Genomic DNA, 13,989 nt, shown 5'->3' on the forward strand with positions numbered 1-13,989 from the left:
TTTGTTTTATTTATGGATTACTACATTTATATGGGCTTTTTCTTTTCCTATTATAGGATATTTTGTAAGTGGCAAAATGGATAGCTATTTTGCCATTTTTATTAGAGTTTTTATAGCGTTTTTGGTATTTTTACCACTTTTAAATAGAAATATTTTTAACAAATTAAAACTGCTTTTAATATTAATAGGTAGCTTAGAAATAGGCTTAATGTATTTGTTTTATTACAATTCTTTTAGGTTTTTAAGTGTTAGTGAAGTTGCACTTTTTACTATTTTTACGCCTTTTTATGTGAGTTTGTTTTATGATTTGTTTTCTAAAAAACTAAGAGCTTTTTATCTAATTAGTATTAGCATAAGTGTTTTAGGAGCTTTTATAATCAAACAAGGCGAAATAAGTAGCGATTTTTTAAAAGGATTTTTGTTAATTCAAGCTGCAAATATTGTTTTTGGGGCTGCTCAAAGTCTTTATAAAATAGTATGCGAAAAATACGAAATCAAATCTCATAAAGAAATCTTCGGATATTTTTTCTTAGGTGCTTGTATTGTTAGCTTAATTGCCTTTTTGATTTTAGGAGATTTTAGCAAAATTCCAAGTGATTTGAATTCATATTTAGCTTTGATTTATTTAGGATTAATAGCTTCAAGTATAGGTTATTTTTGCTGGAATAAAGGAGCAACCTTAGTAAATAGTGGCACGCTAGCACTTATGAATAATGCGATTATTCCTGTTGCAATACTTGTTAATTTGATATTTTTTAAGGTTGATATTGATTTTTATAATTTTGCTTTAGGAAGTTTATTAATGATAATTGCAGCAATTTTTCATAAATTTTATGCGAAATAAAAAAGAAAATTCTTATTTCTTAATTCTTAAAGAATTTAGATTAGGAATTAGAAAAACTTTTATAATTAAAGTAAAATTTTTTATCTTAAAATTAAAATTATCAAAATAAGCAAAAGTTCGGTGAAATAAATCGTTACAAAAATTAAACTTTTGCTTTTCTTACTTTAATGTTTCACTTTGATTTTTGCTTAACTTAGTAGCAACTTTTCTTTAACTTTAAAGCCTAAAATGAAAATATTCATTACAAAAAGGACAATCAAAATGATACTAAAAAGAAATGGTTTAAAGGAAGTTTTTAAAGCATATAAAATAGAGCAAGCTATAAATAAAGCTTACGCAAGTTGTAACAAAGAAGCTTCAAAAGATTTAATTTTAGCACTTATTAAAGATTGTGAAAAAGATGAACTTTTAAGCGTAGAAAACATTCAAGATAAAATTGAAAAAGCCTTATTTGAAGCTAGAGAATTTGAAGTTTTAAAAAGCTTTATGTTATATAGACACACAAGAAAATTACGCCGTGAAAAAAGTCTTGATTACGGCACTTACATAAACTGCTCGGCTACTATTAGCGAATATATTGATAGAAGCGATTGGAGAATACAAGCAAACTCAAACACAGGCTATTCTCACGCAGGTCTTATAAATAATTCAGCAGGAAAAGTTATTGCAAATTACTGGCTTGATAATGTTTATAATGATGAAATAGGTTTAGCACATAGGAATGCTGATTTTCATATTCATGATTTAGATTGCCTTAGTGGATATTGTGCTGGTTGGAGCTTAAGGGTATTGCTTAATGAAGGCTTTAATGGAGTAAGAAGTAGGGTAGAAAGCAAGCCGCCTAGACATTTTAAAGAAGCTTTAGGGCAAATGGCGAATTTCTTAGGAATATTACAAAGCGAATGGGCAGGGGCTCAAGCGTTTTCTAGTTTTGATACCTATCTTGCGCCTTATGTTTTTAAAGATAAATTAAATGATGCAGAGATTAAAAGAGATTTAGTAAGTTTTGTTTATAACTTAAATGTTCCTGCTCGTTGGGGACAAAGTCCATTTACAAATATTACGCTTGATATTGTTTGCCCTGATGATTTAAAAAATCAATTTCCAACTTCAAATGATATCCATTTTTTTAAAGGTGTAAATGATGAAGAATTGCTTAAATTAGCAAAAGAGCGTGGCAAAAACTCACTTCTTGAGCTTACTTACGGCGATTTTGAAGAAGAAATGCAAAGAATTGTCAAGATTTTTTATGAAGTTTTAAGCGAAGGAGATAGAACACATCAGCCTTTTACCTTTCCTATCCCAACTATTAATTTAACTGAAAATTTTGACTTTGATAGCGATGTTGCTGATGCGATTTTTGAAAATACTGCGAAAATGGGTTCATCGTATTTTCAAAATTTCATAGGTTCTCAATATAAATTAGACGAATTTGGCAATAAAATAGAAGATGAAAACGCTTATAAACCAAATGCAGTTCGTTCAATGTGTTGTAGATTGCAACTTGATTTAAGAGAATTGCTTAAGCGTGGTGGCGGACTTTTTGGAAGTGCAGAAATGACAGGAAGTATAGGTGTGGTTACTATAAATCTTGCTAGACTAGGGTATTTGTATAAAGGCGATGAAATAGGGCTTTATAAACGCTTAGATGAGTTATTAGAACTAGCACGTGATAGCCTTGAGTTAAAAAGAGCTTTCATTAAAAAAATGTATGATAGGGGGCTTTATCCTTATACTAAGAGATATTTACCAAGCTTTAATAATCATTTTTCTACCATAGGAATAAATGGTGCTAATGAAATGCTAAGAAATTACACAAATGATACTTATGATATAAGTTCAGATTTTGGCAAAAGCTTTTGCTTAAAATTAGTAAATTATATAAGAGAAAAAATCAAGCATTTTCAAGCTCAAACAGGTAATTTATACAATATTGAAGCAACCCCAGCAGAAGGAACTACATATCGTTTTGCTAAAGAAGATAAAAAAAGATTTAATGACATTATTCAAGCAGGAAATGGTGAAGAGATTTATTATACAAACAGCACGCAATTGCCTGTAAATTATACAGATGATCCATTTTTTGCTTTAAATATGCAAGATGAATTACAATGTGCTTATACAGGTGGAACGGTGTTTCATCTTTATATGAAAGAAAAATTAGAAAACAAAAATGTATGCAAAAATTTAGTGAAAAAAATCGCAAGTAATTATCGCTTGCCGTATTTTACAATTACGCCTGTTTTTAGCGTTTGTCCTATTCATGGATATATTGCAGGTGAGCATGAGTATTGTCCTAAGTGCGATGAAGAAATTATAGAAAAGGAGTTAAGATGAAGACAATAGATAATGAAAAAAGAACAAAATGTATGGTTTATACAAGAGTGATGGGCTATCACAGACCCGTAGAAAGCTTTAATCTAGGAAAAAAAGGCGAACATAAAGAAAGAAAAATGTTTGAGATAAAATGATTTATGATATAACCCCATTTAGCATAATTGATTATCCGGATTATTTATCTTGCATAGTTTGGCTATCAGGTTGTAATTTAAGGTGTAAATATTGCTATAACGAAGAAATTATAAAAAGCACTAAAGCAAATATTAGCTTTAGCGAATATAAAAACTTTTTAAAAAGTCGGATTTCTTTGCTTGATGGGGTTGTTTTTAGCGGTGGAGAATGCACGAAATCACCTAATTTATTAAAATATTTAAGCCTTGCAAAAGAGCTTAATTTTAAGTGCAAAATTGATAGTAATGGCTCAAATCCTAAGGTAATAAAGAGCATTTTAGATAATAATTTGGCTGATTATTTTGCTATTGATTTTAAAGCACCTAAAGAAAAATTATATGAATTAACAGGGCTTGATTATTTTGATGAGTTTAAGCAAACTTTAGATTTACTTAATAATAGTGGTGTGGAATTTGAAATAAGAACTACTTGGCATTATGACTTGCTAAGTGTTAGCGATATTTTAAATATGCATGAGTTTTTAAGAAAATCAGGCTATAAAAACAAATATTATTTACAAAAATTTCAAGATTATAAAAATCTTGCAAACTTAAAACAAAGTTTGCAATTAATAGATTTAAGCATATTTAATGATGAATTCGTTTTAAGAAATTTTTAAAGAATTTGAATTAGGAATTTCAATTTTTCTTTATTTTCTTTACTTATCCTAAAGCTATCACGACATTTTTGCAAGGTCATTTTAAGAGTTGTTGCATCTAGTTTATTAGCGCTTAAAAAGTTATATGTAAGATTAAAATCCTTTACCATCATCACTTGAAAATACCAAGCCCTAGCCATATTTATATAATATTCATCGCTTTTTATATCAAAAACTATTTTTAGCCCTTCATTTGGGGTAATAAATTTCATAAAGCATAAAATTCCAAAACGGATTTTATAAATATGATTTGAGCTAATTAACTCATTTGCTAAAGGTTTTAGGTCTTTATTTTTAAAGCTTTTAGGAACTAAAGTATCGCAATTCGCCCAATTATCTACGAAATTAAGATATTTTTTCGTATAATCTAAGGCTTTTTGGTAATCTTTTTCATAGTTTATCCCATAGGCTATGATTTGCAAGTATTCATAAAATTTTTCATCTTTTAAAAAGTTTTGAAAAAACTCATCAAATTTATTTTCTTTTTGAAGATTTTTCGCATAATCTTTAAGAATATTAGAACGAATTCCTAAAATCTCGTATTTTGTAAAAACCAGCCTTTCATGAAATGCTTTATAATCTTTATCTATATAAGTCTTTAAAATCTCTTTCATCAAAACTCCTTTTTGCTGATTATAATGAAAAAAAGAATTTGAAATAGGAATTTGACTTTTAAAAAGCTAAATCAAAATCACAAAGTATAATAAATCTATTTAGTGTATTTGAGGCTAGATTTTAAATTTTTATATAAGATAATGAATGAAAAATACTGAAGAAATAGAAAGATTTTATAAGCTTGTATCAAGTAATGTTAAAAGAATTAGAACCGACTAGAATTGGCCTTAAATATAGGAATAAAATCAATTGCCTTTTATTCAAATTGCGAAAACAACAAAAACGGCAAGCATTTTAACCTAGAGCATGTGTATAATATAAGCAAGGTTTTAGGTGTAGATATTTACGAATTATTAAAGAAGTAAGCGAAGATGAATTTTATAAAAGAAGCCTTGATTAATGTAGCTAATTTTGATTTAAGAGCTACTATGAGTAGGTGTTCTTTTATTTTTATGATTTTTGTTTTTCCGATTTTAGCTTTTAGCTTGTTTTATTTTTTGATAGAGTTTTCAAGATTTGTGCGTTTAGTATTAGCAAATTTTACAATTTTTAGTGTGGATTTTCGTGATGTCGCACTTGCTTATAATCAAATAATATTTAATAGTTTAAATCAAAACTTTACAATCGCTATGTTTATAGTGTTTTTAACTTGTGTAATACAAAGGCTTAATTCAATTACAAAAAATAAGACTTTAAAATTATTAATTACAATTTTGCTTGTTTTCTTATCTTTTTGTGCAATTAATTCATTTTATGCTTTAGTTTTACTTAGTATTTTGATTGTTTTAATAGCTTTTATAAAAGAAAGGCATTTGAATGAAGCTAATCCTAAATATTCTTTAGTGTATTTTTTAACATTTGATTTTAAAATAAGCACTAGCAAGCCTAATTTAATAATTCTTTTTAGCTTGTGTTTATTAATACTTATGCTTATTCCATTCTGTTTAGAGCTATTTTATCAAGACTTTAAGGATTATACATTTATTGTTAGAACGCTATTTTATTACATTGCTATTTTAATAATGCCTATTATTTATATTGATATATTTTATTTATTAAATCGTTATAAATTAGGCTTTAGAACAATTGCAAAAACAATTACTCTAATATCTTTTATAGCTTTTTATATTCATATAATTTGTTTTGATAGGAGTGGTATTTTTTATGAATTTGTATATATGCTTTTTTTATGCTCATTTGCCTTAGTCTATGTTATAGCCATGCTAAAAATCAAGAATTTGAAATAGGAATTTCAAATTCTTAAAGCTCTACGCCGATTGCTTGGTTTATCGAGCTTAAGCCGTCGTTTTGTAGTAATTTTGTAAGTTCATCATTGATATTTCTAGCAACTCTTGGACCATTAAAAATCATAGCTGTATAAACTTGAACTAAACTCGCACCCCATTTTATACGCTCATACGCATCATTTCCATCAAATATCCCACCACTACTAATTATCACGCCTTTTTTATGAATGCTTGGAGCGATTGCTTTTAGCATACTTAAAGATTTTTCGGCTAGCACCTTACCACTTAAGCCCCCAACCTTAGTTAAATCACTCTTTTTGCTTAGTGAATAATCTTGCGTTGTATTGCTTAAAATCACTCCTGTGGCATTATTTTGCAAGGCTGTTAAGGCTAGTTCAGTTGCTAAGCCAAAGTCCATATCAGGAGCAAATTTTATAAATTTTGGCACATCATTAATAGCATTAAGCCTTTTAAAAATATTTTCAATAAACTCAGCATTTTGTAAATCTCTTAGATTTGGAGTATTAGGTGAGCTTATATTAATTACAAAAGCATCAGCATAAGGCTTTAGCTCACGCACTAAAATCTCATAATCATTTATCGCTTCTTCATTAGGCGTAACTTTGTTTTTACCTATGTTTATAAAAATCGGAGGCAGTTTTGAAAAGTTCTCGCGCATTAGATTTGCCTTTGCAATTTCTACTCCGTCATTATTAAATCCCATTGCATTGCGAATGCTTTGCTCATCTACCAAACGCTCAATTCTAGGACGTGGATTTCCAGCTTGAGCCTTAGGAGTAATCGCTCCAACTTCAATGAAGCCAAAGCCAAGATTTGCTAAAGGCGACACTACTTCAGCGTTTTTATCAAATCCTGCTGCAAGCCCAATAGGATTGCTAAATTTCATTCCAAACAATTCATTTTCAAGGTTTTTATAAGTTTTTTTATAATCAATTACCTTTAAAAATCTCTGAGTTTTAAGTGCTTTAATCGTTAGATTATGCATATCTTCAGGATCGAACTTAAATATAACTTTTTTTGCTAATTCATACATTTACTTACCTTTATAAAGTTTTTGAAAAGGTCTTATCGCCTTTATTTTTCATATAAGCATCAAATCCCATGCAAATATTACGGATTAATAATGTGCCTGTTTCATTCACTTTTATTTCATCATCGCTAATTTGTAAAAACTCGTCATAGGTTTTTAAATGTTCTTTTGCATCTTTAAAATAATCCCAAAATCCGATTTTAAATTCCTTTTCAATCGCCTTAATATCTAGGCTAAAATTAGCCATTAGGCTCATTATTACAGCTTTTCTAATTAAATCATCATTATTTAGCTTAATTCCTCTATGAAATGGTAGTTTGCCATTATCAATAGCTGCTTCATAATCATTTAAATCTTTATAATTTTGTGCGTAATAGTTAGTCCCTTCTCCAATACTTGTAAGCCCAACGCCAACTAAAATAGCTCCACCTTTTGTAGTATATCCTTGAAAATTCCTATGAAGTGTGCCGTTTTCTAAAGCCTTAAATAATTCATCATCAGGCTTTGCGAAATGATCCATTCCTATCATTTTATAACCATTTTCACCTAAAAATTTTGCTGTATGTTTTAGGATTTCTAGCTTTGTTTTAGCCTCTGGGATAGTGCTTTCATCAAATTTTCTCATATTCTTTTTTATCCAAGGCACATGAGCGTAATTAAACACAGCTAATCTATCAGGATTTATTTTAAGAATTGTCTCAAGTGTCTTGCTAAATGAGTTTAAATCTTGATAAGGTAAGCCATAAATTAAATCAGTATTTATGCTCTTTACTCCATTTGCTCTTGCAAGTTTTACAGCATTTTCTGTAATTTCGTAAGGCTGAATTCTATGGATTTCTTTTTGCACTTTTGCATCAAAATCTTGCACCCCAAAGCTAATTCTATTTATGCCGTATTTTGCAAATACACTCATTTGCTCAACATTTAAAAATCTAGGGTCAATCTCGCACGAAAGCTCACTATCAGGTAAAAACTCAAATATTTCATTAATTTTTTTAAGCAATATTTCAAGCTGACTTGCGCTAAAAAATGTAGGCGTTCCACCGCCAAAGTGCATTTGAATAGCTTTTTTGGTTTTAAGATGAGTTTTTAAAATATCAAGTTCTCTTAAAATATAATCTAAATATCTTTCTTTTTTATCTTCATTTGCTGTATAAATCACATTACAGCCACAAAAATAACAAGCCGAACGACAAAACGGCAAGTGAAAATAAAGCGATAAAGGTTTATCGGTATTACTTTCTAAATCTTTTATATACTCATCGTATTTATAATTTTCGCCAAACTCAATAGCCGTTGGATATGAAGTATATCTTGGGCCACTTGTTTGATATTTTGCTAATACACTAAAATCCATTTTTAACCCCTTAACATTTCGGCTAATTCTTTAGCATGATATGTAATTATTAGTTTTGCTCCAGCTCTTTTAAAGCTAATCATAGTTTCCATTAAGATTTTTGGATAATCTACAAGCCCTTGCATTCCAGCATTTTTAAGCATTGAATACTCTCCGCTTACATTATAAACGCATAGTGGAAGAAGTGAGTTTTGGCTAATCTCTTTAACCACATCTAAATAAGCTAAAGCAGGTTTTACCATTAATATATCAGCACCTTGTTTTTCATCTTCTAAGCTTTCATGTAAAGCTTCTTTGCCGTTTGCACTATCCATTTGATACGCTTTTCTATCGCCTTTTTTAGGAGCTGAGTTAGCTACATCACGGAATGGTCCATAGTATGCACTTGCAAATTTCGTTGAATATGCCATTATCGGTAAAGTATCAAAGCCATTTTCATCTAAAGCAGTTCTTAAAGTTTTTATTATGCCATCCATCATTCCACTAGGTGCAATCATATCAACTCCAGCTCTTGCCATTACTAGAGCTTGTTTTGCTGAGTTTTTAAGTGTGATTTCGTTGTTTAAATATCCATCTTCATCTAATACACCGCAATGTCCGTGGTCTGTATATTCACAAAAGCATAAATCTGCTATTAAATAAAGCTCATTACCAAAACGCTCTTTAATAGCTCTAATAGCTCTTGCAATTAGCCCATTATCACTCATCGCATCGCTTCCACAGCTATCTTTTGCACTTTCATCTAATACGCCAAATAATAAAATGCTCTTAATTCCAAGCTTTAAACACTCATTACATTCTGCTAATAATTCATCAAAACCTAGTTGATAAACTCCTGGCATTGATTTAATCTCAATTTTTGCATTTTTTTTATCTACTACAAATAAAGGGTAAATCAAATCGTTTAAGCTAAGTTGGTTTTCCTTTACTAAATCCCTAATTATAGGGCTTTTTCTAAGTCTTCTAAATTTACGCACACTAAACTCCTTTTTTTGTATAATTAGAGCTAATTAAATCAAAAAAGAGTTATTAGATGAAAGTTGAAGTTTCAAAACAAGCAAATTTACCTACAAGATTTGGAAATTTTATTATCCAGTCTTTTAAAGAAAATGATAAAGAGCATTTAGTGATTATGAAAGGTGAAATTAATGATGAGGTTAATGTTCGCATACATTCTGAATGCCTTACAGGTGATGCTTTAGGCTCGCTTAAATGTGATTGCAGAGACCAGTTAAAAGCATCTTTAAGATATATTGAAGAAAATGGCGGAATGGTTATTTATCTTCGCCAAGAAGGTCGTGGGATAGGGCTATTTAATAAAGTAAATGCTTATAATCTTCAAGATAGTGGGCTAGATACTTTAGAAGCAAATTTACAATTAGGCTTTAAAGATGATGAAAGAGATTATAAAATAGTTGATTTTATACTTGAGTATTACAAGATTAAAAGCGTAAAATTACTTACAAACAATCCTTTAAAACTAAAAGCGATTAGTAAAGATGTAAAACGCATACCTTTAATAATGAAAAGCAATGATTACAATAAGCAGTATTTAAAAGTTAAATCATGCAAAATGGGACATATGTTAAATGAATAATGAGTTTTTAGAATTCGTAAAAGAATTTGAAATAGGAATTAAGACTTTTAATAAAACCCATAATATTACAAGGTTAAAAGATATTAAAGCAGCAGCATTTGATAGTATAGAGATATTAAATTTCGTGGAATTTAAATCAGGAATTAGAGTTGCTGATATTGGCTCGGGTGCTGGATTTCCTGCTTTATTTTTAGCTTTTTTAAAGCGTGATTGTGAGTTTTATTTGTATGAGCCAAATTACAAAAAAGCTGCTTTTTTGTCTTTAATGAAAGCTAAGTTTAATTTAGAAAATGTTTTTGTTAAGCCGATTAAGGTTGAATGTGAAAATGAGTTAAAATGTGATTTAATTACATCAAGGGCTTTTGCAAAAACTGAGATGATTGTTACATTATGTAATAATATTTCAAACTCTAATACAAAATTCATTTTATATAAAGGCTCTTTCGTAAAAGATGAGCTAGATTGTTTGAATGATTTTAGATTGCACGAGAGAAATAATAGAATTTTTTTAGAATTTCATAAAAAAGATTTCAAAATTATTACAAATTAAGCTTAAATTATTTTTTTTAAGACTATAATTAGAAGATTATTTTAATTTTTATTTAAGGAGAAGTTATGGCAAATCCATCGCAAAATCTTGGCTATGATTATACCGTAGCTAAGTGGTTTATGTTCGCATGTATTTTGTTTGGCATAATCGGTATGGGAATTGGAACTTTAATAGCGTTTCAATTAGCATTTCCTGAGCTAAATAATATAGCAGGTGAATATTCTACATTTGGACGCCTAAGACCACTTCATACTAATGGTGTGATTTATGGTTTTATGCTTAGTGGAATTTGGGCTACTTGGTATTATGTAGGTCAAAGAGTTTTAAAGGTATCTATGAGAGAATCAAAGTTTTTGATGTTCGTAGGTAAAGCTCATTTTATTATATTTATGATTACTATTTTATTAGCTGTTGTTAGCCTTTTTGCTGGTATTACGACATCTAAAGAATATTCAGAACTTGAATGGCCATTTGATATTGCAGTGGTTGTGATTTGGGTTTTATGGGGAATGAGTATTTTTGGACTTATTGGAATTCGCCGTGAGAAAAGCCTATATATTTCTGTTTGGTATTACATTGCAGCGTTTTTAGGTGTAGCAATGCTATATTTATTTAACAATATGGAAGTTCCAACTAGACTTGTTACAGGAATGGGAAGTTGGATTCACTCAGTATCAATGTATGCAGGAAGTAACGATGCTTTAGTTCAATGGTGGTTTGGACACAATGCGGTTGCATTTGTTTTCACTGTTGCTATTATTGCTGAGATATATTATTTCTTACCAAAAGAAAGCGGTCAGCCGATATTTTCTTATAAATTATCATTATTTTCATTCTGGTCATTAATGTTTATATATTTATGGGCAGGCGGACACCACCTAATTTATTCAACTGTTCCTGATTGGATGCAAACAATGGGTTCAATTTTCTCTGTTGTATTGATACTTCCTAGCTGGGGTAGTGCTATAAATATTCTTCTTACAATGAAAGGTGAGTGGCACCAAGTAAAAGAAAGCCCATTAATTAAGTTTATGATTTTTGCTTCAACATTCTATATGTTTAGCACACTTGAAGGTTCAATTCAATCAGTTAAATCAATCAACGCTTTAGCACACTTTACAGACTGGATTCCAGGACACGTGCATGATGGAACGCTAGGTTGGGTAGGATTTATGACTATGGCTGCAATTTATCATATGACTCCAAGAGTATTCAAAAAAGAGATTTATTCAAAGAAAATTATGGAATTACAATTTACTATTCAAACTTTAGGAATTGTTTTATTCTTTAGTTCAATGTGGATAGCTGGTATTACTCAAGGTATGATGTGGAGAGCTTATGATGATGGTGGTGCTTTACTTTACTCATTTATTGATACTGTTGTTGCATTACACCCTTACTTTATTATAAGAGCTATCGGTGGATTATTATACTTAATAGGATTTTTCATGTTTGCTTATAATATTTATAAGTCAGTTACTTCAAGCAGAAGCATTGAAGTTGAACCAAAATCAGCAAGTCCTATGCAAGCGTAAGGAGGTAAGATATGTTTAGTTGGTTAGAAAAAAATCCTTTCTTTTTTGCGGTATTTGTATTTGTTGTAATCGCTTATGCTGGTATAGTTGAGATTTTACCTGCATTTAGTCCAAACGCTAGACCTATTGAAAATAGAAAGCCATATACAGCATTAGAGCTTGCAGGTCGTCATGTATATATTAAAGAAAGCTGTAACGCTTGTCACTCACAATTAATTCGCCCATTTAAAGCAGAAACTGATAGATATGGTGCGTATTCAAAATCAGGTGAGTATGCTTACGATAGACCATTTTTATGGGGTTCAAAAAGAACAGGTCCTGATTTAATGAGAGTTGGTAATTATAGAACTACTGATTGGCATGAAAATCACATGAAAGAACCTGTTTCAGTTGTTCCAAACTCAATTATGCCTGAGTATCCGCATTTATTTAACAAAAATGCAGATTTAGAAACTGCTTATGCAGAAGCTTTAACTGTTAAAAAAGTTTTCAATGTTCCTTATGATGAAGCTGGTTATCCAAAATTAGGCAGCTATGAAGAATCACGCAAAATGATGGTAGAGCAAGCTACTCCTATTGTTGATGCGATGAGTGATGAGAATGTTAAAAAGGCGTTTGAACCTTGCCGTGCAAATGCACTTGATAGTAAATGTGAGATTAAAGAAATAGTTGCATTAATTGCTTATTTAAATAGCTTAAAGTAAGGAAAAAATATGAGTTTAGTTGAAATTGCGCAATATCAAGGACACGCTTATTTTTTCTTAGTAGCATTTTTAACAATAGTTTTATATGCCTACATAGCGCATTTATATAAAGCTCAAAGAAGCGGCGAAAGAGATTATGAAAAGTATGCAAAACTTGCATTAGATGATGATATAGATTCATCTTTATTAGAAAATAGGAGAAAGTAATGAAGTGGTTTAACCTTTCTGATAATGTAAACTTGCTTTCTATTGTCGGTGCAACAATTATTGTTTTGGCTGTATTAATAGTAAGCTTAAATGCATTTAAGCAAATGAAAAACAAAAGAGAAGAAAGTGAATTAAGTGAGCATAGTTGGGATGGAATAGGAGAGTATAAAAACCCTGTTCCTACCGGTTGGGCTGTTATGTTTGTTGTTTTATTAGTATTTGCAGTATGGTATATGCTAGCAGGATATCCGCTAAATAAATATTCATCAATAGGCGAATACAATGAAGAAGTTACAGCTCATAATGCAAAATATAAAGAAAAATATCAAACTTTAGATGATGAATCAAAGCTAAATGTTGGTAAAAACTTATTCTTCTTACACTGCGCACCTTGTCATGGGGTTCAAGCAACAGGAATTAATGGCAAAGCTCAAGATTTAACAAAATGGAGCAGTGTTGCAGGTATATTAGATGTATTAGCTAATGGTTCAACAGGACTAGGCTTTGGTGAAATGCCAGCTGGTTTAGTTGAGGGTGATGATGCAACAGCTGTTGCAACTTATGTAGCAAATGGTATGCAAGGTGAAGTTGGAAAAGATATTTTTGCAGACAATTGTGCAAGTTGCCATGGAGATAACGGCGAAGGAATGGAAGGTGTAGCACCTGCATTAAATATTTACACAAAACCTGATTTTATTAAGATGGTTTTAGCTAGTGGAAAAATTGCAGATAGTGATGCTAGTGTAAAAGTTATAGGTGCAATGCCTAGCTTTAAAGCTATGCTAAGTGAAGAGCAAATCGATGCACTTTCACGCTATGTAAGCACATTATCAAAGGAGTAAAATATGGATAATCATAATAGAAATGTATTTGGTTTGCATGGAATTACAGGGATGTTAATAGCAACCGTTTTATTATTATCAATCCTTGTTGGGCTTACTATTTGGGGAATTAATGTTCAACAAAAAGAAATGAGAAATCCATACAAACTAGAAAAAATTGAAGATGCTAAAATGCGTGAAAGTAGAAGTTTAGAAGATTTTAGAAAGGACGCAAAATGAGCAAGTTATTAGAAACAATTATAGTTTTAGGTATGGTTGCGTTAGCTATTAT

The 13,989-nt window shown here is 30.2% G+C and carries 16 protein-coding genes and 1 pseudogene; 13 read left to right on the plus strand and 4 right to left on the minus strand.

What is annotated here, in order from left to right; translation table 11 throughout:
* Window position 1: 1 nt before the first annotated feature.
* The 4 genes from AC1B00_RS01675 to AC1B00_RS01690 all read left to right on the plus strand — a co-directional run bounded on the left by AC1B00_RS01675 (window position 2) and on the right by AC1B00_RS01690 (window position 3,974).
* Window positions 2-844, plus strand: a complete 843-nt coding sequence (locus AC1B00_RS01675) for an EamA family transporter (protein ID WP_488847820.1) — start codon at window positions 2-4, stop codon at window positions 842-844.
* Window positions 845-1,105: 261 nt separating this feature from the next.
* Entirely contained in the window at window positions 1,106-3,181 is a 2,076-nt protein-coding gene (locus tag AC1B00_RS01680) for a ribonucleoside triphosphate reductase (RefSeq protein ID WP_488847821.1), read from the plus strand.
* On the plus strand, window positions 3,178-3,315 hold the full coding sequence (nrdD, locus tag AC1B00_RS01685) for an anaerobic ribonucleoside-triphosphate reductase (protein ID WP_275583449.1): 138 nt from the start codon (window positions 3,178-3,180) through the stop codon (window positions 3,313-3,315). The genes AC1B00_RS01680 and nrdD overlap by 4 nt, the downstream gene beginning before the upstream one ends.
* Window positions 3,312-3,974, plus strand: a complete 663-nt coding sequence (locus AC1B00_RS01690) for an anaerobic ribonucleoside-triphosphate reductase activating protein (RefSeq protein WP_336611275.1) — start codon at window positions 3,312-3,314, stop codon at window positions 3,972-3,974. The genes nrdD and AC1B00_RS01690 overlap by 4 nt, the downstream gene beginning before the upstream one ends.
* Here AC1B00_RS01690 and AC1B00_RS01695 read toward each other — a convergent pair.
* A complete protein-coding gene (locus AC1B00_RS01695) occupies window positions 3,971-4,627 on the minus strand; it encodes a DNA alkylation repair protein (RefSeq protein WP_488847823.1) in 657 nt (218 codons plus the stop codon). The genes AC1B00_RS01690 and AC1B00_RS01695 overlap by 4 nt on opposite strands.
* A gap of 145 nt (window positions 4,628-4,772) precedes the next feature.
* On the opposite strand from AC1B00_RS01695, the pseudogene AC1B00_RS01700 reads away from it, so the two are divergent.
* Both AC1B00_RS01700 and AC1B00_RS01705 read left to right on the plus strand, forming a co-directional pair.
* Window positions 4,773-4,993 (plus strand): annotated as a pseudogene (locus AC1B00_RS01700) (helix-turn-helix domain-containing protein).
* Between the two features lie 6 nt (window positions 4,994-4,999).
* Window positions 5,000-5,875 carry a hypothetical protein gene (locus tag AC1B00_RS01705; RefSeq protein WP_488847824.1) on the plus strand — a complete coding sequence of 292 codons (876 nt, stop codon included), beginning with the start codon at window positions 5,000-5,002 and terminating at the stop codon, window positions 5,873-5,875.
* A gap of 13 nt (window positions 5,876-5,888) precedes the next feature.
* Here the strand turns inward: AC1B00_RS01705 and AC1B00_RS01710 are convergent, their stop codons facing one another.
* Genes AC1B00_RS01710 through hemB form a run of 3 tightly spaced genes read right to left on the minus strand, consistent with a single transcriptional unit; the run spans window position 5,889 to window position 9,260 of the window.
* A complete protein-coding gene (locus tag AC1B00_RS01710; RefSeq protein WP_488847825.1) occupies window positions 5,889-6,929 on the minus strand; it encodes a quinone-dependent dihydroorotate dehydrogenase in 1,041 nt (346 codons plus the stop codon).
* 10 nt (window positions 6,930-6,939) lie between these two features.
* On the minus strand, window positions 6,940-8,283 hold the full coding sequence (hemN, locus tag AC1B00_RS01715) for an oxygen-independent coproporphyrinogen III oxidase (RefSeq protein WP_488847826.1): 1,344 nt from the start codon (window positions 8,281-8,283) through the stop codon (window positions 6,940-6,942).
* A 2-nt stretch (window positions 8,284-8,285) separates the two neighbouring features.
* Complete coding sequence (gene hemB, locus AC1B00_RS01720) at window positions 8,286-9,260, minus strand: porphobilinogen synthase (RefSeq protein ID WP_488847828.1); 975 nt, start codon at window positions 9,258-9,260, stop codon at window positions 8,286-8,288.
* A 56-nt stretch (window positions 9,261-9,316) separates the two neighbouring features.
* Between hemB and ribA the strand changes: the two genes are divergently transcribed.
* The 7 genes from ribA to AC1B00_RS01755 all read left to right on the plus strand — a co-directional run bounded on the left by ribA (window position 9,317) and on the right by AC1B00_RS01755 (window position 13,937).
* Window positions 9,317-9,880, plus strand: a complete 564-nt coding sequence (gene ribA, locus AC1B00_RS01725; RefSeq protein WP_239817872.1) for a GTP cyclohydrolase II — start codon at window positions 9,317-9,319, stop codon at window positions 9,878-9,880.
* On the plus strand, window positions 9,873-10,430 hold the full coding sequence (gene rsmG / locus AC1B00_RS01730; RefSeq protein ID WP_488847829.1) for a 16S rRNA (guanine(527)-N(7))-methyltransferase RsmG: 558 nt from the start codon (window positions 9,873-9,875) through the stop codon (window positions 10,428-10,430). The genes ribA and rsmG overlap by 8 nt, the downstream gene beginning before the upstream one ends.
* Window positions 10,431-10,495: 65 nt before the next feature.
* Window positions 10,496-11,965, plus strand: a complete 1,470-nt coding sequence (ccoN, locus tag AC1B00_RS01735; RefSeq protein ID WP_239817874.1) for a cytochrome-c oxidase, cbb3-type subunit I — start codon at window positions 10,496-10,498, stop codon at window positions 11,963-11,965.
* 11 nt (window positions 11,966-11,976) lie between these two features.
* Window positions 11,977-12,669: a cytochrome-c oxidase, cbb3-type subunit II gene (gene ccoO, locus AC1B00_RS01740; RefSeq protein ID WP_239817875.1), complete on the plus strand. Its 693-nt coding sequence runs from the start codon at window positions 11,977-11,979 to the stop codon at window positions 12,667-12,669.
* Between the two features lie 9 nt (window positions 12,670-12,678).
* A complete protein-coding gene (locus AC1B00_RS01745; protein ID WP_239817876.1) occupies window positions 12,679-12,876 on the plus strand; it encodes a cytochrome c oxidase, cbb3-type, CcoQ subunit in 198 nt (65 codons plus the stop codon).
* Window positions 12,876-13,718, plus strand: coding sequence for a c-type cytochrome (locus AC1B00_RS01750; protein ID WP_488847830.1), 843 nt, complete (start codon window positions 12,876-12,878; stop codon window positions 13,716-13,718). The genes AC1B00_RS01745 and AC1B00_RS01750 overlap by 1 nt, the downstream gene beginning before the upstream one ends.
* Window positions 13,719-13,721: 3 nt before the next feature.
* Window positions 13,722-13,937 (plus strand): DUF4006 family protein, encoded by a 216-nt coding sequence (locus AC1B00_RS01755; protein ID WP_336611266.1) that lies wholly within the window; start codon window positions 13,722-13,724, stop codon window positions 13,935-13,937.
* Window positions 13,938-13,989 lie beyond the last annotated feature (52 nt).

The sequence above is a fragment of the Campylobacter sp. DY7 genome (assembly GCF_057802535.1).